19 protein-coding genes are annotated in these 20568 nt (G+C 37.8%); 9 read left to right on the top strand and 10 right to left on the bottom strand.

Going from position 1 to position 20568, the window contains the following annotated elements:
• Nucleotides 1-56: 56 nt before the first annotated feature.
• A complete protein-coding gene (locus tag OZX61_RS03555; protein WP_277095338.1) occupies nt 57-2303 on the bottom strand; it encodes a bifunctional prephenate dehydrogenase/3-phosphoshikimate 1-carboxyvinyltransferase in 2247 nt (748 codons plus the stop codon).
• Between the two features lie 65 nt (nt 2304-2368).
• Entirely contained in the window at nt 2369-3475 is a 1107-nt protein-coding gene (pheA, locus tag OZX61_RS03550) for a prephenate dehydratase (protein ID WP_195770560.1), read from the bottom strand.
• 160 nt (nt 3476-3635) lie between these two features.
• Between pheA and OZX61_RS03545 the strand changes: the two genes are divergently transcribed.
• Nucleotides 3636-4547: an alpha/beta hydrolase-fold protein gene (locus OZX61_RS03545; RefSeq protein WP_277095337.1), complete on the top strand. Its 912-nt coding sequence runs from the start codon at nt 3636-3638 to the stop codon at nt 4545-4547.
• A 59-nt stretch (nt 4548-4606) separates the two neighbouring features.
• On the top strand, nt 4607-5608 hold the full coding sequence (locus tag OZX61_RS03540) for a glycosyl transferase family protein (protein ID WP_277095336.1): 1002 nt from the start codon (nt 4607-4609) through the stop codon (nt 5606-5608).
• On the opposite strand, the gene OZX61_RS03535 is transcribed toward OZX61_RS03540, so the two are convergent.
• Together OZX61_RS03535 and OZX61_RS03530 are read right to left on the bottom strand one after the other, a co-directional pair.
• Nucleotides 5605-5862: a DUF1315 family protein gene (locus tag OZX61_RS03535; RefSeq protein ID WP_195770563.1), complete on the bottom strand. Its 258-nt coding sequence runs from the start codon at nt 5860-5862 to the stop codon at nt 5605-5607. The genes OZX61_RS03540 and OZX61_RS03535 overlap by 4 nt on opposite strands.
• The gene (locus tag OZX61_RS03530) at nt 5859-6770 is read right to left on the bottom strand and encodes an NAD(+) kinase (protein ID WP_277095335.1); all 912 of its coding nucleotides are present in this window, start codon (nt 6768-6770) and stop codon (nt 5859-5861) included. The genes OZX61_RS03535 and OZX61_RS03530 overlap by 4 nt, the downstream gene beginning before the upstream one ends.
• Before the next feature lie 190 nt (nt 6771-6960).
• On the opposite strand from OZX61_RS03530, the gene mrcB reads away from it, so the two are divergent.
• Both mrcB and OZX61_RS03520 read left to right on the top strand, forming a co-directional pair.
• A complete protein-coding gene (mrcB, locus tag OZX61_RS03525; protein ID WP_277095334.1) occupies nt 6961-9348 on the top strand; it encodes a penicillin-binding protein 1B in 2388 nt (795 codons plus the stop codon).
• 16 nt (nt 9349-9364) lie between these two features.
• Nucleotides 9365-10060, top strand: coding sequence for a hypothetical protein (locus tag OZX61_RS03520; RefSeq protein ID WP_277095333.1), 696 nt, complete (start codon nt 9365-9367; stop codon nt 10058-10060).
• On the opposite strand, the gene OZX61_RS03515 is transcribed toward OZX61_RS03520, so the two are convergent.
• Complete coding sequence (locus OZX61_RS03515) at nt 10057-10944, bottom strand: thiamine phosphate synthase (RefSeq protein WP_277095332.1); 888 nt, start codon at nt 10942-10944, stop codon at nt 10057-10059. The genes OZX61_RS03520 and OZX61_RS03515 overlap by 4 nt on opposite strands.
• A gap of 153 nt (nt 10945-11097) precedes the next feature.
• Between OZX61_RS03515 and OZX61_RS03510 the strand changes: the two genes are divergently transcribed.
• Nucleotides 11098-11268, top strand: coding sequence for a hemin uptake protein HemP (locus OZX61_RS03510; RefSeq protein WP_023273815.1), 171 nt, complete (start codon nt 11098-11100; stop codon nt 11266-11268).
• A gap of 75 nt (nt 11269-11343) precedes the next feature.
• On the opposite strand, the gene OZX61_RS03505 is transcribed toward OZX61_RS03510, so the two are convergent.
• Together OZX61_RS03505 and tsaA are read right to left on the bottom strand one after the other, a co-directional pair.
• The gene (locus OZX61_RS03505) at nt 11344-13119 is read right to left on the bottom strand and encodes a GspE/PulE family protein (RefSeq protein ID WP_277095331.1); all 1776 of its coding nucleotides are present in this window, start codon (nt 13117-13119) and stop codon (nt 11344-11346) included.
• A gap of 172 nt (nt 13120-13291) precedes the next feature.
• Nucleotides 13292-14017, bottom strand: coding sequence for a tRNA (N6-threonylcarbamoyladenosine(37)-N6)-methyltransferase TrmO (gene tsaA, locus OZX61_RS03500; RefSeq protein ID WP_277095330.1), 726 nt, complete (start codon nt 14015-14017; stop codon nt 13292-13294).
• 99 nt (nt 14018-14116) lie between these two features.
• On the opposite strand from tsaA, the gene OZX61_RS03495 reads away from it, so the two are divergent.
• From OZX61_RS03495 to nth, 3 genes are all read left to right on the top strand, one after another.
• Nucleotides 14117-14896, top strand: a complete 780-nt coding sequence (locus OZX61_RS03495) for a ferredoxin--NADP reductase (protein WP_277095329.1) — start codon at nt 14117-14119, stop codon at nt 14894-14896.
• 121 nt (nt 14897-15017) lie between these two features.
• Complete coding sequence (locus tag OZX61_RS03490) at nt 15018-15818, top strand: RnfABCDGE type electron transport complex subunit B (protein WP_277095328.1); 801 nt, start codon at nt 15018-15020, stop codon at nt 15816-15818.
• On the top strand, nt 15815-16477 hold the full coding sequence (gene nth, locus OZX61_RS03485; protein ID WP_195770572.1) for an endonuclease III: 663 nt from the start codon (nt 15815-15817) through the stop codon (nt 16475-16477). Before OZX61_RS03490 ends, nth begins: the two co-directional genes overlap by 4 nt.
• A 3-nt stretch (nt 16478-16480) precedes the next feature.
• Here nth and OZX61_RS03480 read toward each other — a convergent pair whose 3' ends face one another.
• The 3 genes from OZX61_RS03480 to OZX61_RS03470 form a co-directional block, all read right to left on the bottom strand.
• Nucleotides 16481-16651 carry a hypothetical protein gene (locus OZX61_RS03480; protein WP_195770573.1) on the bottom strand — a complete coding sequence of 57 codons (171 nt, stop codon included), beginning with the start codon at nt 16649-16651 and terminating at the stop codon, nt 16481-16483.
• 74 nt (nt 16652-16725) lie between these two features.
• Complete coding sequence (adk, locus tag OZX61_RS03475) at nt 16726-17379, bottom strand: adenylate kinase (RefSeq protein ID WP_195770574.1); 654 nt, start codon at nt 17377-17379, stop codon at nt 16726-16728.
• Between the two features lie 75 nt (nt 17380-17454).
• Nucleotides 17455-18771, bottom strand: coding sequence for a hypothetical protein (locus OZX61_RS03470; protein ID WP_195770575.1), 1317 nt, complete (start codon nt 18769-18771; stop codon nt 17455-17457).
• A 383-nt stretch (nt 18772-19154) separates the two neighbouring features.
• Here OZX61_RS03470 and gdhA point away from each other — a divergent pair, with 383 nt between their 5' ends.
• Nucleotides 19155-20498 (top strand): NADP-specific glutamate dehydrogenase, encoded by a 1344-nt coding sequence (gdhA, locus tag OZX61_RS03465; RefSeq protein WP_277095327.1) that lies wholly within the window; start codon nt 19155-19157, stop codon nt 20496-20498.
• Nucleotides 20499-20568 lie beyond the last annotated feature (70 nt).

Here is a 20568-nt window from a genome sequence, read left to right as displayed (position 1 = left end):
AATATAATATCTAATTAAAAAAAGCCAGTACTTAACTGGCTTTTTTTACAAGAAACTTAGTCTAATGTTTGAATACTAAAACCAGCTTCATTCGTTAGCTGTGTGAATGTAGGAAAACTTGTTGCTACTGTTTCTGTACCATGAATAGTAATTGCTTCACTTGCACGCAAACCTGCAATACTAAAACTCATTGCAATACGGTGATCGTGATGAGATTGAATTTCTGCACCCTTAAAAATAGGATCCCAATTTCCAGTTTTACCTTTACCTTCAATGACAATACCATCAGGAGTAGGTTCACACTGGATACCCATAGCTTGTAAACCATCTGCCATGACTTGAATACGATCAGACTCTTTCACGCGTAACTCTGCTGCACCTGTAAGTACAGTTTGTCCTTCAGCGCAAGATGCCGCAACAAAGAGTGCAGGAAATTCATCAATTGCTAAAGGTACCTGATCTTCAGGAATATGTATTCCTTTTAGAGTTTGTGTTCCACGAATACGAATATCTGCAATTGGTTCACCGCCTGCAATCCGCTCATTTAGAACAGTAATATCTGCACCCATCTGTTTTAAAATTTCAATAACACCTGTTCTTGTTGGATTAATACCAACCGCTTCAAGTGTAATATCTGAATCTTTACAAATAGCCGCACCTACCATGAAAAATGCAGCAGATGAAATATCTGAAGGCACTTGAATGTTCGTACCAACTAATTTTCCACCACCGACTAAACTAATTCTATTTCCTTCAGTTTTTACTTCATAACCAAATGCACGAAGCATACGCTCTGTATGGTCGCGTGTTGGTTCCGGCTCAGTTACTGATGTTTCACCCTCAGCCCAAAGGCCAGCGAGTAAAATACCTGACTTTACCTGTGCAGATGCCATTGGCAAATCATACTGAATACCTTTTAAATTCTGTTTACCTGTAATACTTACAGGAGGTGTACCTTTTTCACCTGTAGTCTGAATCTGTGCACCCATTAAACGCAGTGGTTTAGCAATACGCTCCATCGGACGCTTAGATAAAGAAGCGTCTCCAGTCATGACTGTATCAAACTGTTGTGCAGCAAGCATGCCTGAAAGTAAACGCATACTTGTACCTGAGTTACCCATATAAAGTGCTTTTTCTGGTGCTTTCAGTCCAGACATTCCCACACCATGAATCGTAACATGACCATTTTCTGGTCCTTCAATTTTTACACCCATGTCTTTAAAAGACTGTAATGTAGCCAATGCATCTTCACCTTCAAGGAACCCCGTAACTTGTGTTGTCCCTTCTGCGATTGCACCAAACATAATTGAACGATGTGAAACCGACTTATCTCCCGGTATGGAAAAAGTCCCCTTAAACTGATGATCTTTAGGCAAAATTGTAAATTTCTGAGTCACTGATACGTTCTCCATCACTGTCTTTTTTGTGAGCATATGATTAAAATGCTGTCTGGCGGCTTGGGCATGCTCTAACAGCCCCATTAATGCCTGAGAATCATCTTGTTCGATAATACGGCGAATAACTTTTAATTGAGCATCAAATCCATCTACGGCATCCAAGATAGACTTTTTATTTGAGAAGAAAATGTCATGCCACATTTGGGGATCAGATGCGGCTATGCGTGAAAAATCTCTAAACCCACCCGCCGCATAACGAAATATATCTAAATTATCTTCACGACTTGCAAGTTGCTCTACTAAATTAAATGCCATTAAATGTGGCAAATGACTGGTATGTGCAAGTACTTCATCGTGCTTTTGAACATCCATACAAATGACTTCGGCATCTGCAGCTTTCCAAAGTTGTGTAAGCTTTGCAACAGCCCACGGCGCACTCGTTTCCAAAGGTGTTAAAATCACTTTATGGTGTGCGAACAAATCAGCTTTTCCTGCATGCACCCCTGTGTTTTCACTACCTGCAATCGGATGACCTGGCACAAACCCTTCAGGTAATGCCTCTCCAAATACTGCTTTTGCCGCCTCAACAACATTTGCTTTGGTGCTACCTACATCTGTAAGAATAACATTTGCATTTAAATAAGGCTGAATCGTACTTAAAATATGTGCTGTGGCACGTACAGGTAGTGCAAGAACAACCAAATCTGCACCTTTTACAGCGTCAATTGCATCGGTATATCCTGCTTCAATTAAACCTAATGCTTTCGCATCTTCCAAAGTTTTCTCAGATCTTGTCGATGCAACAACAAGCTTTGCTAGTTTTTTCGCATGAATGACACGTGCTAGGCTAGATCCAATTAATCCCAAGCCAATAAAAGCAACTTTTTCAAATAATACAGGTGTCATGTGATTGCACCCGAAATTTTTACCCACACCATGAATATCCTATACTTTCTAACACAGACTTTATCTTAAATTACAGCAAGTGGATAAGAACCTAAAATGCGAAGTTCTTTCGCCAATGGTCTAATTTCATCAATCGCTGCCTTTACATTTTCTTGATCAATATGACCTTCTAAATCAATAAAGAAGATATACGTCCATTTTTCATGTAGGTCTGGTCGTGTTTCTATACTCGTTAAACTAATACGGTGTTTCGAAAAAGGCTCTAAAATTTCAAGCAAAGCGCCCGAACGGTTATGGGCTGAAATAAGTAAAGAAGTTTTGTCATTGCCACTTTGTGGAATCTTTTCACGACCGATCACAAGAAACCTTGTTGTATTCTCAGGATTATCTTCAATATTGTTATGTAGAATTTCTAAACCATAGGTACTTGCAGCCACATCAGAAGCAATTGCAGCAGAATGCCATTCACTACGAATACGGCGAGCTGCCTCCGCATTTGAACTTAAAGCCACACACTCTACACCAGGATAATTTGCTTCTAGCCATTGACGGCATTGTGCCAATGCTTGTTGATGCGCATAAATTTGCTTAATGCTGTCTTTGCGCGTGTGCTCAGAGACTAAAAATTGATGATGTATTCTTAGCTCTACTTCACCAATCACATTTAAATGTGAAGATTTAAAACAATCCAACGTATGATTAACCACACCCTCAGATGAGTTTTCTACAGGTACTACACCGTAGTGTGCAATTCCAGCTTCGACTTCACGAAAAATTTCATCAATGGTTGTTACTGGACGTACTACCGCGTCTTGTCCAAAATGTTTTAAGGCAGCAGCTTGGGTAAACGTTCCTTCAGGCCCTAAAAATGCAATACTCTGTGGTGCCTCTAACGCCAAACATGCAGACATAATTTCACGAAATAAGCGTGCTACCGTTGCATCAGACAATGGACCTTCATTTCTTTCCATAACCTTACGCAACACCTGTGCTTCACGCTCAGGACGATAAAACAATGGGTTATCTTCTTCTGCAAACTTAGCATGTGCAACTGCTTCTGCTAAAGATGCACGGCGATTAATCAAAGCATGAATTTGCTGATCAACACCATCAATATCTGAACGAATTTGATCTAAATTTAAAGAAGTTTTCTTTTGACCGTCATGACCCATTTGAAATCATCCCACACATATATAAATAAGCATTCATGCAAGTATAACCATATTCAAATCAGAAGTGCTATTTGCATTCACTAAAAATTCGAATGATGTTTTTATTGGACTTTAATAATGAAAATGATTATCTTTTATAAAAACACAATTTAAGAATAATATGAACTCTCCTAAAAAGCATAGACTTAACACATTATTTTTATGTGGCTTATTCAGTCTTACTCCAATGAGTTACGCCCAAGACCCTATGCAAATTACAAGAAAAAGTACGCAAAGTACTTCTTTTAATATGCTTTCAGCATATACACATCAACAATATCAAATTGATATCTATTTTCCCCCTAGCTCAAACTTACCTTCCGAAGGCTACCATGTCCTCTATTTACTTGATGGCAATGCTGTTATAGAGAGTGCCAAAACGCTTACAAATATTTTAACGACCTCATCTAAATCTTCAGCAAATACCACTCCCGTCGCCCTCGTTTCAATTGGTTACATCAGTACAAAAAATGGATTTAATACTGTACAAAGAGCATTAGACTATACTCCCACACCTAATACTCAACAATATGCTCGTCCACCTACCGTATTTGGTGGTGCACAACTATTTAGTAAATTTATCGAAAAAGAGCTTCAACCTCGTATTGAACATGAATATTTTATTAATACTAAAGCTCAAGCCATTTATGGTCATTCGCTAGGTGGTTTATTTGTTTTGAACCTACTATCTCAAAAAAATCATTTATTTAATCGATTTATTGCTGCCAGCCCCTCCATTTGGTTTAACCAATATGAAACCATCAACAAACCTTTTAAATTAAAAAATAATCAAATGCTTATGATTACTTTTGGTTCAAATGAAGGTGCTGGACCCAGCGGAGATACAGTTCATCATGCAAAAGAGATGAGAGATAAGCTATTTTCAACTTTAAAAAATACAGACAATACCTGGACATATATACAACCTGGCGACCAACATATTATGAATCTTTATTCAACACTTCCCAAAGCCATTTTACTCACAAGTTGTAATTCTCTAGTAGCATGTCATGAACAACTTGATCCACAATAATGACTTCTCAGAACTGAAACTGATATATTAAAAGTAGATTCTGCAGAAAAATCTTATTTATGAATACTAAGCGCAACTTATACAAAGATTTAGAACATCCTTTTGCACAATACATTCGTATTATTGGCAAAGGCAAGACAGGTTCACGCTCACTTACCCAAGAAGAAGCCTACAATGCTTTTCGTTTAATCTTAGAAAAAGAAGTGCTAGATGTTCAAGTTGGTGCTTTTTTGATGTTACTTCGGGTTAAAGAAGAATCAATTGATGAGCTGACAGGTTTCGTTCAAGCCACCAAAGATAAACTTGAATTTTCACCAATAAATGTAGATTTAGACTGGCCATCTTATGCTGGAAAACGCAAGCATTATCCTTGGTTTATTCTTTCTGCACTTACACTGGCACATTATGGCTATCGTATTTTTATGCATGGTGCATCAGGTCATACTATCAATCGAGTGTATACAGAAGAAGTTCTTGAATATCTTGGTTTCCCTATCTGTCACACACAAGCAGATATCGAACAACAACTCAATCAACGATCATTTGCTTACCTTCCTTTAGAACAGCTTTCACCTACCCTAAACGACCTGATTCAATTGAGAAATGTCATGGGTCTTCGCTCACCCATTCATACACTTGCTCGCCTTATTAATCCATTTAATGCAAAAGCCACACTACAATCTATTTTTCATCCTGCCTATCGAAACTCACATCAACATGCTGCGTTAAATTTAGGGTATCAAAACAGTGCTGTTATTAAAGGTGAAGGCGGAGAGTTTGAACGAAATCCAGATGCAAAAACACTTATTTGCGGTATCAAAAATGGTCAAATTTATGAACATGAACTTCCTAAACTCACCCCTGACCGTAGTCCAACAGAAGAATTTCTAGATCTCGCTTTCTTTAAAGACGTCTGGGAAGGTAGAGCCACACACCCCTATGGTGAAATGGCAATTATTGAAACTATAGGCATTGCACTATATACGATGCAAAAAGCTGAAAGCTTTGCAGAAGCAATGCAAACAGCAACACACTTATGGAAAAATAGACAACAAACTTAAGTGAATCGAATCGGTCTTGGAGATGAGTCGTCATCACAAACATCTCCTTCCTTTTTCTTACCCTTATCGATATAACCTGTCCGTTCATCTTCTGGTAAATGGGTATATTCCCAAGCCAGTACAGCTTGCATGCATGTTTCTCTTTGCTCTTTGGAAAGTACAATACCATTTGGCCATTTTCCAATTTCTACAGCTGTTTTTAACCGCTTTACAATATCAGCATCTAAAACAGATAACATTTGCTCTATATTCATTCATCTTCCTGTTGCTGTAATGCTTCAAAATCTTGATTCCATCCTAACTTCGTACGACATGCCATATAAAAATCATATCCAGGTGGATGCAATAAATTCAACTTAAATGGATACTTACGGATATGTAGCGACTCACCATCGTTTAATGAAACACTCGGTTGACCATCGGCACTCACCATCGGCATCCAACGTGACTCTCTCGCTGTAATTTTAATCTCACTTTGATCGCCGACGATAATAGGACGTGAAGACAATGTATGGGGATGCATGGGTACCAATGAAATTGCTTCCATACTTGGATGGATAATAGGGCCTCCTCCAGACAATGCATATGCTGTAGAACCTGTTGGTGTGGCAATAATTAACCCATCGCTATGTTGTCTATAGACAAAATGGCTATCTATTTCAAGTTCAAAATCAATCATATGCACAGACTTTCCAGAATGTAGCACGATATCATTTAAAGCAATTGCTTGATATAAAATCTCATCTTCTGCACGAATTTCTAATTCTAATAAAAACCGACGATCTAATAAAAATTTTCCTTGTAAAACTTGGTCTAATTTTGCCAAAACATCTGAAGGCTTAATATCTGTCAAAAAGCCCAATCGACCTCGGTTCACACCTACAACAGGTGTATTATGTTTTACCAGTGCACGTGCAGCATGTAGTAGAGACCCATCTCCTCCAACCACAATTACTAAGTCTGCAACCTCACCCATCATTTTTCGACTGACCATTTGACAATCTTGATAAGGTACAAGCTGTGCTGTTTCTTCATCAAAAATAGGATGTAAACCCAATTTAATTAAATGGTCATGAATTAAACACAATGTACTTACTACAGCAGATTTGTCTGGTCTACCAATGAGTCCAATGTTGCGAAACGACTTATGGGAAATCTTCACTAAATTCAGCGCTCCGTACAAGAATAACTTTATAATAACATGTACATTTCATCAAAAACATGTTGCAACATGATGGGTTGCTTCCTGTTTTCTCGGATATTTTTTTGTATCGTTACCGCAATAATTATTGCAAAATGTGAAAAACATTCGCATGATTATAGGGTTTGTCTCGGATAGCTTATCACTTTTTATGAAGTCGCAACGTGGTCTTAGTTTTTTTCTAGTCATCTTTTTGATACTAGTCATTGTTGGTTGTATTGCCTTTAGTTTCTATATTATTCGTTTAGATAATGTTATCCGCTCAAAATTTGAGGGGCAACGTTGGGATATTCCTGCAAAAGTCTATGCGCGACCATTAGAAATTTATAATCAGGCTCCTGTCAGTGAAGCCAACTTAATTCAAGAGCTAAACATGCTCGGTTATCATAAAGCAGATAACTATGAGCATCCAGGTTCATATGTCCTAAAAGGGAACAATGTTTTAGTACATACACGTGGTTTTGACTTCGGCGACAGTAATGAACCAGAGCAAGTTCTTGACTTAGCATTTGCACAAGATGAAATTGTAAATGTTAGAACAACAAAACCTTCTGAAACAGGTATGACTCGTCTCGAACCATTACTGATTGGTGGTATTTACCCCCAGCATAATGAAGACCGTGTACTCATAAAATTACAAAATGTACCTCAACCTCTTATTAATGCATTAATTGCAACAGAAGACCGTGACTTCTATACACACCATGGGATTTCCGTTCGTGGTACGGGACGTGCTATTTTCAGTAATATCACAGGTGGACGCAGACAAGGGGGATCTACCCTTACCCAACAATTGGTTAAAAACTTTTTCTTATCGCCTGAACAAACGTATAAACGTAAAATTAATGAAGCGTTAATGGCTTTTCTGTTAGAAATGCATTACAGCAAATCAGAGATATTAGAAACCTATCTAAATGAAGTACATTTAGGTCAAAACGGTAACTATTCCATTAATGGCTACGGTCTTGCATCACAATTTTACTTTGGTCTACCACTACGTGAGCTTAATATTTCGCAACAAGCCTTCTTGGTTGGTCTAGTTCAAGGGCCATCTTTATATAATCCATGGCGTAATCCAGAGCGTGCAAAAGAAAGACGTAATGTCGTACTCAATAATATGCTTACTACAGGCTATATTACACAGCAACAGTACGATACAGAAGTTGCTCGCCCACTTGGTGTTATTGACAAACCGTCTCTAGGGCCAACAAAATTCCCAGATTTCATGGATATTGTACGCCGTCAACTGCGTGCTGAATATCAAGATTCAGACCTAACAAACCAAGGACTCAGAATCTTTACGACATTAGACCCCGTAGCACAAACCAATGTTCAAAATGCGTTTAAAGATAGTGTTGAAAATCTTACAAAACGCAATCCACGTGCATTAAACGATTTACAAGGTGCGGTACTTATTCAACGACCAGATAATGGTGAGCTTGTTGCAGCCGTTGGTTCATCGCAAGATTTTACAGGGTTTAACCGTACGATTGATGCAAAACGTCAAGTGGGTTCTCTACTGAAACCAGCAATTTATATTAATGCCATTGAATCAGGTCGTTATAACTGGGCAAGCTTAATTCCAGATAGTTCAATTAGTATTAGTGCAAATGGTAAAACTTGGACACCTAAAAACTATGGTGGTGGTGAACATGGTATGGTACCTATGGTACAAGCCCTAGAACACTCCTATAACCTTGCAGCAGTACGCATGGGTCAAGAATTTGGTGTGCCTGCATTTATAAATAACTTACGTAAGTTTGGCGTAACCAGTGATATTCCATCTTATCCTTCAACATTTCTTGGTGCTATTAATATGTCGCCAATGGAAGTGCTTAGTATCTATGGAAACTTTGCGACAGGTGGGTTTAAATATCCAACTAAATCTATTCGTGCGGTGGTTGACCAAAATGGTAAAGTACTCGACCGCTATGGCTTAAATGTACAACAAACTATCGATCCTGCAGCTGCTTACGTCTTAAACTACGGATTGCAACAAGTTATGCGCTCAGGTACAGGACAAGCTGCTTATCGGAGTTTACCAAGCAATCTAAATCTTGCAGGAAAATCTGGTACAACAAATGATGCACGAGACTCATGGTTTGCAGGTTATTCTGGCAACTATGTTGCTGTTGTTTGGTTAGGTCTAGACAATAATAAAATTACTGGATTAACAGGTTCATCAGGTGCTTTACCGGTATGGACGAATGTAATGAAGCAATTGCATCAGCAACCCGTAAATTTAACCCAGCCTGATGATGTGCAGTGGCAATGGATTGACGTAGCTACAGGTAACCTTTCTGCTCAAGGTTGTAGTAACGCTATGTATATTCCTCTTTTAGCCGGACATGTACCAACACAATCAACATCATGTGCAATGCCAAATCAATTCATACCAGACAGCAATGCATCTGCACCAGCTACATCTTCAGATGATCCTTTGGAAAATCTTATTCAGCAAACGACCGAAGATCGTTCTAATAATAATGCTGCCCCTACTTCGCCACCACAGGTGATTTCATCGGGTAGTTATAATTAATTTTTGGAGAACATAAATGAGATTAAAATTATTAACGAGTAGCTTAATGCTACTCGGTATGGTGGGATGTAGCCAACTTCCAAGCTTACACCATAGTCAGCAACCAACAAGAACAACAACAGCACCTAAAATTGACGCTGAGCCGATGACTCCACCGACTCAAGTCAAACAACCGAATACTGGTGTAACAACTACGCCTTATAATCCGGGTGAGATTAAGCATGAATCTATGCCTATTCCACAGCCACAGCCACAGCCACAGCCACAGCCACAGCCACAGCCACAGCCACAGCCACAGCCACAGCCACAGCCACAGCCACAGCCACAGGCTCCATTACCTACACCAAAACCTCAACAACCGATTAGTAATACAATTACAGTCAGCAATGCACAGCCACCTGCTTTTCGTAATTTAATTAACCAGTCACAAATTGCTTATCAACAACAGCAACTAGACAAAGCCGAACATTTAGCGATTCTAGCTCAGCGAATAGCACCACAAGCTTCAGGAAGCTATGTCATGCTTTCAAGAATTGCTTTGCAGAAAAAACAGTTTTCACAAGCCCAATCTCTTGCACAAAGAGGTATGATTTTCGCACCAGATAAAACAACCAAAAAGCAATTTTGGCAGGTTATTTCTAAGTCTGCTCAACAGCAACATAACAATGATTTAGTAAACAAAGCAGAAGCGGCAATAAACAACTTAAACTAAAACGCTGATACACCTGCAACACCGTAGGCCTGAAAATCTTGTGCGGTTTTTAGGTCATTCGGTGTTAATCCTCCTAATGCAAAAACCAAAGCATGTGTTACTTTTGTCAAACTTTGAAAGTTACTCCATCCCAGTGGCTGAGCGTTGATATGGGTATTCGTTTTTTGTACAGGACTAATAAAAATAGCCTCACACCCTATACGCTGTGCCATACTTATACTTTCTAAGTCATGACATGCAGCAATATAGCGACACCCCATGACTAAATCTTTTTTTGTTAAACTGGCAAGTTGACTCTGTTTAATATGAATCGCATTCAGTTTTTTTTGTTTATCTAAATCTAAATTCTTGGCAATTTCTATATTTACAATTATTTTATTTAAATATATCTCTTCTAAATCGTTTATTTCATCAAAATTTGCGTCTCTTAAATATACAATTCGATCTGACGGCAGATGATAAACATCCATGCATTCATGACTAATTTTAATATAATGAGGCCACAGTAATCTTTCTAAAATGATATCGTTTGCTTTAGGAAAGTTTAATGAGGTTAGATCAGACCGAGAATACCATGTCCATGTATCTTGAATACTGCCTAGAAGCTGATCTGGAATAAAACTGTAAAATAAATATAGACGAACAATAATATCATCATACTCATGATAAATTTCATCCCACGCAAACCACTCATCAACTTCAATACCTACTTCTTCAAAAATCTCACGCTTACAAGCAGATATAGGGGTTTCGTGATGTTCTATCTTGCCACCTGGAAATTCATTTTTGTTTCCTTGATGTTGTTGTTTATCTCTCCAGCCAACTAACACGCGACCATGTGAAAAAAGCAATCCAATGGCAACTTTGACTTCAGTCTTGCTCATATTGTAATACTCCATCATTCTCGACAAATTTTACATATTGTAACTGGTTCAAAGTTTTTTATAAAAAAGCACAAATTATAATTGACAGTATTATTCGATAATGATTATCATTTAAAACATTAGCCAACTTCTCAACTCCACGGAGAATTAGAAATGAACGCACCGTTTAACTTATTTACTCGCAGCACAGAATCAAACCAAAACCTGCCAATGCTTCATTCGAATAATTTATTTGCTTTAGGTCGTGAAATTCGCATTATGCATGCGGGAGAGGAATATCGCTTAAGACTAACTCGTAACAATCGTCTGATATTAACAAAATAAAATTACGGATTACGAGTAGCGTAAAATAACGTGGGAAAGCAGTAATATACACGTGTAATTACTGCTTTTAGAACTTTAACTTAAAGGCACAACTCGAAGTACTTCCTCTATTGAAGTCGTACCTAGTAAGACCTGTCGAGCACCAGCTATACGTAATGGCTCAACACCTTCTTTCTTGGCTTGTTCTTTAATATCAGAGAGTTTTGCATTATCGCTTACCAGTTGTTTCAATGAAAACGACATTGGCATAAATTCATATAATCCTACACGGCCTTTATATCCTGTATGTCTACATGTATCACACCCTACAGGCTCGTATAAGCGACTAGGTTTTTCAATTTCATAACCTGCTGTGAGTTGCTCCCATTCAGGCTCATTAATAGGTACTTCCTTTTTGCACGAACATAATCTTCTAACCAATCGCTGAGCTAATACACCTAAGAGTGTCGCAGAGCTTAAAAATGGTTGAATACCCAAATCATGTAATCTCGTTAAACTTGATGGTGCATCATTCGTGTGAAGTGTAGATAAAACCAAATGCCCCGTGAGTGCCGCTTGAATTGCCATATCTGCTGTATCTTTATCTCGAATCTCACCAATCATGACAATATCTGGATCTTGTCGCATAAGTGCACGAATTCCATCTGCAAAGCCTAAATCAATATTGGCATTGACTTGCATTTGGTTAAAGCTATCTTCTTGCATCTCAATTGGGTCTTCAATGGTACATACGTTCACATCATCCGTTGCCAACTTCTTTAAAGATGAATAAAGGGTTGTAGTTTTACCCGAACCTGTAGGTCCTGTAACCAAGATAATACCATGCGTATTGCTGGTTAACGTTTTCCACTGATCCATAAGCTTTTCATCAAAGCCTAATTGCTGGAAGTCTCTTACCAATACTTCAGGGTCAAATACCCTCAGTACCATTTTCTCGCCCAAAGCTGTTGGTAAAGTTGCTAAACGCAACTCTGTTTCTACACCTCGTGGTGTACGGGTTTTTAGTCGCCCATCTTGTGGTTTTCTCTTCTCTGCTACATTCATACGACCTAAAATCTTAATACGTGCAATTACCGCATTTAAGGTATTTGCTGGCATTTGATAAATCGTATTGAGTACACCATCGATACGGAACCTCACTTTTCCTTTTTCTTTTCTTGGCTCTAAGTGAATATCACTGGCGCCCTGCTCAAACGCAAACTGCAAAACCCAATCTACAAGTTTTACAATATGTTGATCATTTGCATCAGGATTTTGATTCTGCATATCTCCAATTTGAAGTAGAGATTCAACAGCCCTATTTTCATTTTTTTGGTTCTTTTCAGAAGAAAAAACAGCTCGACTTACCTGATAATATTCAACCAAATATCGTCTGAGTTGTTCAGGCGTTAATAATGCAAGTTTAATTTTTTTGGGTTTAACAATATGTTCTAAACTTCTTATCCAATCTGTCATGAACGGTTGATCAGTACCAATCGTTACTTCATCATCATTCACATCAACTGCAAGTAAGTTGTTATGAATTGCAAACTCTTCAGACATAATCTTTGTTAAAGATTCAACATCGGATTTTAAAGGATCAATAATAAATAATGGAATATTTGCTTTCTTGGCTAGCCATTGGCATAGATTAACCAAGTTTAATTTTTGCGAAGTATTCTGTTGATTTGATAAGTTAAATTCAGAAATCCACTGGAGAGGGTGTAAACTCAAATGTTCTTTTTTACGATGGGTTGTTTGAATGAGAATCTTATCTCGTTCACTCACTAAACCATCTTGCATTAAATGCTCTAAGCACCACTGTAAATCAATTGAATAAGAATAGTGGTGACTTGACGAACGAGTGTACATAAATAATCCCGAAAAATAATGAGCCGAGTAAATGTAATTAAATGTGTGCTTTCAATTGCACAAAATTTCAAGCATTTGGAAGATAAGATTCACATTAATCATTACACTCATATCTTTCAAGGTTGAAAAGTATCAATTTATTTAAAATTAACGTGATTTATTACTAATTTTACTAAAATACTGTGCAAATACTCACAACAAAAACATTTTCTTCTTTCACCTGAAATTGAACATTTAGTTGATCAAAACTCATACCATAAAGACGTTGTTCATCGTGCTGATATGCAGGCCGAGGATCTAAAGCAAGCACTTGTTCAAGCGACTCAATTATTTTTAAAGTTGTTAAACCATCTACAATGAGTGATTGACATTGTTGACTTGCATTGTCACTCCAAATCACTGGTTTTATCTGAGGTTGTATATCTGCATAACCACTTTGAGCATTATCAATCGCATCAGAATAGTGAATATATGGTTTAATATCTAAAATAGGTGTACCGTGGAGTAAATCACTTCCCATAACATAAACTCGAAGTTCTTTTCCAACACACTCAATTCGATTCAATTGAACTACCGACATCCCTATAGGCGCAGGTCTATACATACTTCGTGTGGCAAAAACCCCTTTTCGCTGATTTCCTCCTAAACGAGGAGGTCTAACCTGTGGTCTAAAACTCGATTGATTTAAGTTTTTATTCTCATGAAAATGCCATAATAGCCATAAATGACTAAATTCTTCGATTCCCTCAAATGCAGAAATATTATTGTATGGGGCACATAACTGAATATATGTTTCAATATTCACTAAATTGGGTTGCCTAGGTATACCAAATTTCTCTCGAAACGGCGAATGCATCATACCAATGACGGGGAATTGAATCGGTTCAAAAGCTTTCATCACTTTTTCTTATAAAGACAATTAAATATATTCAGTTTATAGGGATTAATTTTAGATTAAAATAGAAACCGTTTTTAATATTCATAATTGGACCTTTACATGGCTGCTTTTAACGTTGAACGTATCACTCACGTTCACCATTGGAATGACACATTATTTAGCTTTAAAACAACACGTGACCAAAGTTTACGCTATAAAAATGGTCAGTTTGTCATGATTGGCCTCCAAGTGAATGGTAAGCCTTTGATGCGTGCTTATTCGATCGCAAGTGCAAATTACGAAGAAGAACTTGAATTCTTCTCAATTAAAGTACCTGACGGGCCACTCACATCAATTTTACAAAAAGTACAAGTTGGCGATGAGATTTTAGTTTCAAGAAAACCAACAGGTACACTTGTTCATGATGACTTACTACCAGGGAAAAACCTCTATTTATTGTCTTCAGGAACAGGTTTAGCTCCTTTCTTATCTATTATTCGCGATCCTGAAACATATGAACGTTTTGAGAAAGTCATTGTGGTTCATGGTACACGCTATGTGAGTGAGCTTGCCTACCAAGATCTTATTTTAGATGAGTTACCAAACCATGAGTTCTTCCAAGAGTTGGGTGTGCAAGAAAAGCTTGTTTACTACCCAACAGTAACTCGTGAAGAGTTCCATACTCAAGGCCGTGTAACGACAGCCATTGAAACTGGCGAATTATTCGAAAAGATTGGTTTACCTCGCTTCAATCATGAAACAGATAGAGCAATGCTATGTGGTAGTCCAGCATTCTTAAAAGATGTTGCTACGTTACTAGATGAACATGGTCTAAAAGAGTCACCACGTATGGGTGAAATGGGTGACTATGTTATCGAACGTGCTTTTGTAGAAAAATAAAATTTTTCATACAAGAAAGCCGATGTTCTACATCGGCTTTTTATTTTTAGTGAGAATAGACTTGTCCTAAGTGCTATTTTTCTGCACAATCCCCTGTTTTGCACATACATTAACGAGCCACATGAGTTTAAATTTCCCTCTCATCCAGCAAATTGATGCACTTCTTCCTCAAACACAATGTGGGCTATGCGGTCATCGCGATGGTTGCCTACCCTATGCGAAAGCAATTTCGGAAGGTGAAGCTGCTAATAAATGTATTCCTGGTGGTCAGCCCGTTGCAGATCAACTAGCAAATTTGCTCAATCGACCTATTTTACAGGCTGAAGAAAGTGTATGGCCAATACAACAAGATGGTCGTCCTCAGCGAATGAAAGCAATTATTCGTGAAGAGGAATGTATTGGATGTACAAAATGTATCAGTGCATGCCCAGTCGATGCAATTGTTGGTAGTGGTAAACTCATGCACACCATTTTCACAGACTTATGTACAGGATGTGAATTGTGTATTCCACCCTGTCCTGTAGACTGTATCGACCTTGTTGAAGATCATAATCTATTGCCCTCAGCCCAAGAGCAAATTGGATTACAAGATAACTTACGCAATCGTTATTACTCACATATTACCCGCGAAGAGAAAAGACGTTTAGAAAGACGTGGCCCTATTGTACGTGCAGAGATTGATACTACTTTATTTGCAGATTTCTCTAAACATGTTAAAAGCGTTCCCATCGTTGAAGTCCAGTGCAAAACAACAGAAACTGGTCTAAATATAGATGCCAAAACCACAATTCAACTTGCGCGTCTACGTACTCAAATTAAAAAGCTAGAAAAGCAACTCAGCGTTCGTGAAGATGAAAAGAAACGCATTCAACTGAAAACGTTAGAAGCTGAATTAAACGATCTACAAGGTATGAGTGTATGACTACAAAAAATATGACACGAAAACAAGTTCAGACATTCTTTACACGTTTACAAGCACAGCGCCCACATCCTCAAACTGAGCTCAACTACACCTCAGCATTTGAACTACTTATTGCAGTTATGCTCTCTGCGCAGGCCACAGATGTGAGTGTGAATAAAGCGACGGATAAGCTTTATCCCGTTGCCAATACTCCTGAAAGTATTTATGCACTGGGTGTAGAAGGTCTTAAGGTATATATAAAAACAATTGGTTTATATAACTCAAAAGCAGAAAATGTCATTAAAACCTGTAAAATTCTCATCGAACAGCATGACAGCGAAGTTCCCAACACACGTAAAGCACTAGAAGCACTACCGGGTGTGGGTCGAAAAACGGCAAACGTTGTTTTAAACACTGCATTTGGCCAACCGACCATGGCAGTAGATACACATATTTTTCGTTTAGGTAATCGCACAGGACTAGCGGTAGGTAAAAATGTACTTGAAGTTGAGCAACGCCTGATTAAAGTGATTCCCAAGGAATTTATAATAGATGCACACCATTGGCTTATTCTACATGGACGATATTGCTGTGTGGCACGTAAACCAAAGTGCAATGAATGCGTTGTTTCAGATGTCTGTAACTGGTCTGAGCGGTTCGAATTTGGTGCACCCCACTAGATTTTAAGTATTTTCATCCTTTTTTAACTTTGGATGTAATTGACGAGGTCTAGGCTGCTTCGGTCTCGTTTTATTTTCCTTCATCACTTCACTTAGCATTTTTTTACTCTGCCACAATAATGCAAGTAGTATCAGAATACTTAGAATTACTAGACCAATTAATGCAATCTTCATTTACTTTTCCTTAAAAAACAAAGGCCCTTTTATCGTTTCGGGCCTTTGTTTAATCAAAATACATCTTAGTCAAATTATTTATCTAAAATTGCAAATAATTCTTGTTGCACTTGATCAATTGGACGTAAACCATTCAACTTGTTGTAAGTTGCTGCTTGTTCTGCTGCAGTCGCTCTAGATTGATAAAAGCCTACCAATTGTGCGGTTTCAGCATGATATGCTGTTAAGCGTTTGCGGATAGTTTCCTCTTGGTCATCTTGACGCTGTACTAGGTCTTCACCTGTAACATCATCTTTGCCTTCTACTTTTGGTGGATTATATTCAACATGATATACACGTCCAGAAGCAGGATGCTGACGACGACCCGATAAACGCTTTACAATTTCTTCATCAGGTACTTCAATTTCAATCACATGATCAATTGCAATACCTTCATTTTCTAATGCTTCAGCTTGTGGAATCGTACGAGGGAATCCGTCAAAAATACAACCATTAACACAATCAGGTTGCGCAATACGTTCTTTTACTAATCCCAAAATAAGCTCATCTGAAACTAAACCACCAGATTCCATCACGCTTTTTGCTTTTAGGCCGAGTTCAGTTCCTTCACGGATTGCAGCACGGAGCATATCACCAGTTGAAATTTGTGGGATATCATAGCGCTTACAGATCAACTGAGCTTGTGTACCTTTACCTGCTCCAGGTGGTCCGAGTAAAATAATGCGCATCTAATAAATCCTCATTTAACAAAATTTTTACCAAATCAACATACTTCATAAATATTAAAAAGTACTGATATGGTCTTATAAAAAAGCAACAAAAAGATGTATTGTACCAGCGATAAAACCAGTTACCCCTCCCAACACGATTAAAATCCACTCATCCTCTTTAAAAGCAGGACGAAGTAAATTCTGAAATTCGTGCGGTGTGAGATCACGAATACGATCTCGAAACATTTTAAATATCTTACGGGCGCGACTTGCATTGAATGCAGGATCACAAACAGGCACCATCGTAATTTCTATTGAGCGGTCAATCAAGTCTGTTTTTAACTTTGCATACTCTTTTGGGCCTAATGAAAGCTGTAAAGTTGTACGCACTAATGGTGTATCCATAATTGGATGAATATGTTTTTTTACAATTTGACGCGTTTTATCTTTTTTATCCCCATACATCATTTCCATCATAATTGTTTTTAATGTAATAAGTTCTTCTGTAACAACCTTAGCAAATACATCTGATACTTCTTCTTGACGCTTCATAAAAGCACCTTGAATATTGTATGTACCTACTCTTGGTATAACAGGAACAAACCATGGAAATGTATGATTCTTTGTTCGTCTAAAAAACTGAGGATAACGAACATAATGCGGATAAATAGGATTAAATACCATCCAAATTGCAATCCAATTCGTTAAAAGCCCCCAAATTGCAGCCCAAAAAGGTACTGTCCAATGCCATGGTACAATAAACCAAACCAACATTTGAATAAGACCAAAGAAGCATCCTATTAATGCACTAATATGCCAAATAAAATTAATTTCTTTTGAACCAACTTTTAAGAACATGCGAACCATTAAACGACGGTCATTTTCCATCTGATGAACAACCATATCTCGCATATCAACTAAAGATTCAACATGAGATGTCAGATCAATGACAAGATCATGTAAAACAGAAGGTAATTGCTTATGCGCATGTTCATAAATACGGCGTTTAATCGAGTAAGGAAGATTCTCCCATAGAACAGCATTGCGCTCATGCATGACTTCATCAATAAGATTCTCAAGCTGTGCATCGACTTGCTTCCCAATGATATTTGCCATTTCATCTGGATCCATGGCATCTAAAAACTCACTGAGTGAACCTATTTTTTTTAGCGTATTGTCTGTAATAATTCCTGAAATTCTGCCAGCCTTTCGTGGAACAATTCCTTGCCAACCCAAAGGTAATCGTCCAATGTGTATTCCCCAAAAGTGTATTGGATAAAACACCATACGTAGTGCCATCCAAACATGTGCCCATGTTACAAAAGCAGTCACTGGGATAATACTTAGCACCGCCAAATGGTCTGGACGGAGCAAGAATAATTGCCACAGATGACTTAAATACTCAAACATGAAACACTCTCTAGTTGTTTACTTACCAGATTCTTTTAACCTGACTGGAAGAACTTTATCTTCAAATATCTAAGCTGGATATATGAAAAAACGGCACGCATAAAGCGTAAAATATTATTTTATGCATAAATTATATATTAGCATGCAACCTGTGCCGAAGCACAAATATAAGCATGAAAAGACAAACAAAAATCTATTTCGATAGATAGACTATTTAATTTAAGGTCTAGCCAACTGGATTATCCTAAAATATTATATATTCAATATAAATCATATGATATTAACTTACCTACCTTTTAATATGCTCCATTTCAAAGCGCATGTTGCTTTTTATCGTATCGAGATATTAAATTAAACATGACTTAAAAATAAGGATCAGTCCCTTGAAATACAATAACCTTCAAGCATTCTTAGCTACTGTAGAACAACGTAATCCCTATCAGCCAGAGTTTTTACAGGCTGTAGAAGAAGTGATGACCAGTTTATGGCCTTTTATTGAGAAAAATCCTCAATATACCAAACAAGGATTACTTGACCGTCTAGTAGAACCGGAGCGCGTTATTCAATTCCGAGTTGCTTGGGTAGATGATCAAGGTGAAACACAAGTGAATCGCGCATTTAGAGTGCAATACAATTCAGCACTTGGACCATTTAAAGGAGGTATGCGCTTTCACCCTTCTGTAAATCAATCTATTTTAAAGTTTTTAGGTTTCGAGCAAATTTTTAAAAATGCACTGACTACACTACCTATGGGTGGGGGTAAAGGCGGTTCTGATTTTGATCCAAAAGGAAAATCAGATAATGAAATTATGCGCTTTTGTCAGGCACTTATTGTTGAATTATATCGTCACTTGGGGCCAAATACAGATATTCCAGCTGGAGATATTGGTGTAGGCGGACGTGAAGTTGGTTACATGGCAGGTATGATGAAAAAGCTAAGTAACGATACTTCGGCTGTTTTTACTGGCAAAGGAATTTCATTCGGCGGTAGTCTCATCCGCCCTGAGGCTACTGGGTACGGTACAGTATATTTCGCGGAAGAAATGCTAAAAACAAAGCAGCAGAATTTTAAAGATAAAATTGTTTCCATTTCAGGATCAGGAAATGTAGCTCAGTTTGCTGCTGAAAAAGCAATTTCACTGGGAGCGAAAGTAGTCACTCTTTCCGATTCAAACGGAACAGTTTATATTCCAGATGGTTTTACATTAGAACTGCTTAAAGCTGTTATGACCATAAAAAATGAAATGCGCGGACGTATTTCAGATTTTGCGCAGCAATATAATTTTCAATATTTTGAGAAGCAGACCCCTTGGCATATCCCTGTAGATATTGCGTTACCTTGTGCAACACAAAATGAGCTCACAGGTGAAGATGCTGAGCAATTAATTAAAAATGGCGTTATCTGTGTCGCAGAAGGTGCAAATATGCCATGCAATTTAGATGCAGTAGAAAAATTTATTGAAGCACAAGTACTCTATGCACCAGGCAAAGCATCTAATGCAGGAGGAGTTGCAACATCTGGCTTTGAAATGTCACAAAATGCAATTCGCTTGTCATGGTCACAGGATGAAGTTGATGCACGCTTAAAAAATATTATGCACGAGATTCATAATAACTGTGTCAAATATGGCACAAAAGAGAATGGATTCGTCAACTATGTTGATGGCGCTAATATTGCCGGATTTGTTAAAGTTGCTGATGCAATGCTGGCACAAGGTGTATTTTAATTCCTACTCGCAACGATAATTTATCGTTGCGAACTTTTTGTGTTCTATAAGATACGATAAAAGATTATTT

Origin of the sequence: Acinetobacter sp. ESL0695 (assembly GCF_029392135.1) — a bacterium.
In the GTDB taxonomy this organism is placed as follows: Bacteria; Pseudomonadota; Gammaproteobacteria; order Pseudomonadales; family Moraxellaceae; genus Acinetobacter; species Acinetobacter pollinis.
This window is presented reverse-complemented; position numbering and strand designations above follow the sequence as displayed.

Coding starts and splice junctions, on each gene's coding strand:
- OZX61_RS03555 (WP_277095338.1), bottom strand. CDS start 2,303: ATGACACCTGTATTATTTGAAAAAGTTGCTTTTATTGGCTTGGGATTA.
- pheA (WP_195770560.1), bottom strand. CDS start 3,475: ATGGGTCATGACGGTCAAAAGAAAACTTCTTTAAATTTAGATCAAATT.
- OZX61_RS03545 (WP_277095337.1), top strand. CDS start 3,636: ATGAACTCTCCTAAAAAGCATAGACTTAACACATTATTTTTATGTGGC.
- OZX61_RS03540 (WP_277095336.1), top strand. CDS start 4,607: ATGAATACTAAGCGCAACTTATACAAAGATTTAGAACATCCTTTTGCA.
- OZX61_RS03535 (WP_195770563.1), bottom strand. CDS start 5,862: ATGAATATAGAGCAAATGTTATCTGTTTTAGATGCTGATATTGTAAAG.
- mrcB (WP_277095334.1), top strand. CDS start 6,961: ATGAAGTCGCAACGTGGTCTTAGTTTTTTTCTAGTCATCTTTTTGATA.
- OZX61_RS03520 (WP_277095333.1), top strand. CDS start 9,365: ATGAGATTAAAATTATTAACGAGTAGCTTAATGCTACTCGGTATGGTG.
- OZX61_RS03515 (WP_277095332.1), bottom strand. CDS start 10,944: ATGAGCAAGACTGAAGTCAAAGTTGCCATTGGATTGCTTTTTTCACAT.
- OZX61_RS03510 (WP_023273815.1), top strand. CDS start 11,098: ATGAACGCACCGTTTAACTTATTTACTCGCAGCACAGAATCAAACCAA.
- OZX61_RS03505 (WP_277095331.1), bottom strand. CDS start 13,119: ATGTACACTCGTTCGTCAAGTCACCACTATTCTTATTCAATTGATTTA.
- tsaA (WP_277095330.1), bottom strand. CDS start 14,017: ATGAAAGCTTTTGAACCGATTCAATTCCCCGTCATTGGTATGATGCAT.
- OZX61_RS03495 (WP_277095329.1), top strand. CDS start 14,117: ATGGCTGCTTTTAACGTTGAACGTATCACTCACGTTCACCATTGGAAT.
- OZX61_RS03490 (WP_277095328.1), top strand. CDS start 15,018: ATGAGTTTAAATTTCCCTCTCATCCAGCAAATTGATGCACTTCTTCCT.
- nth (WP_195770572.1), top strand. CDS start 15,815: ATGACTACAAAAAATATGACACGAAAACAAGTTCAGACATTCTTTACA.
- OZX61_RS03480 (WP_195770573.1), bottom strand. CDS start 16,651: ATGAAGATTGCATTAATTGGTCTAGTAATTCTAAGTATTCTGATACTA.
- adk (WP_195770574.1), bottom strand. CDS start 17,379: ATGCGCATTATTTTACTCGGACCACCTGGAGCAGGTAAAGGTACACAA.
- OZX61_RS03470 (WP_195770575.1), bottom strand. CDS start 18,771: ATGTTTGAGTATTTAAGTCATCTGTGGCAATTATTCTTGCTCCGTCCA.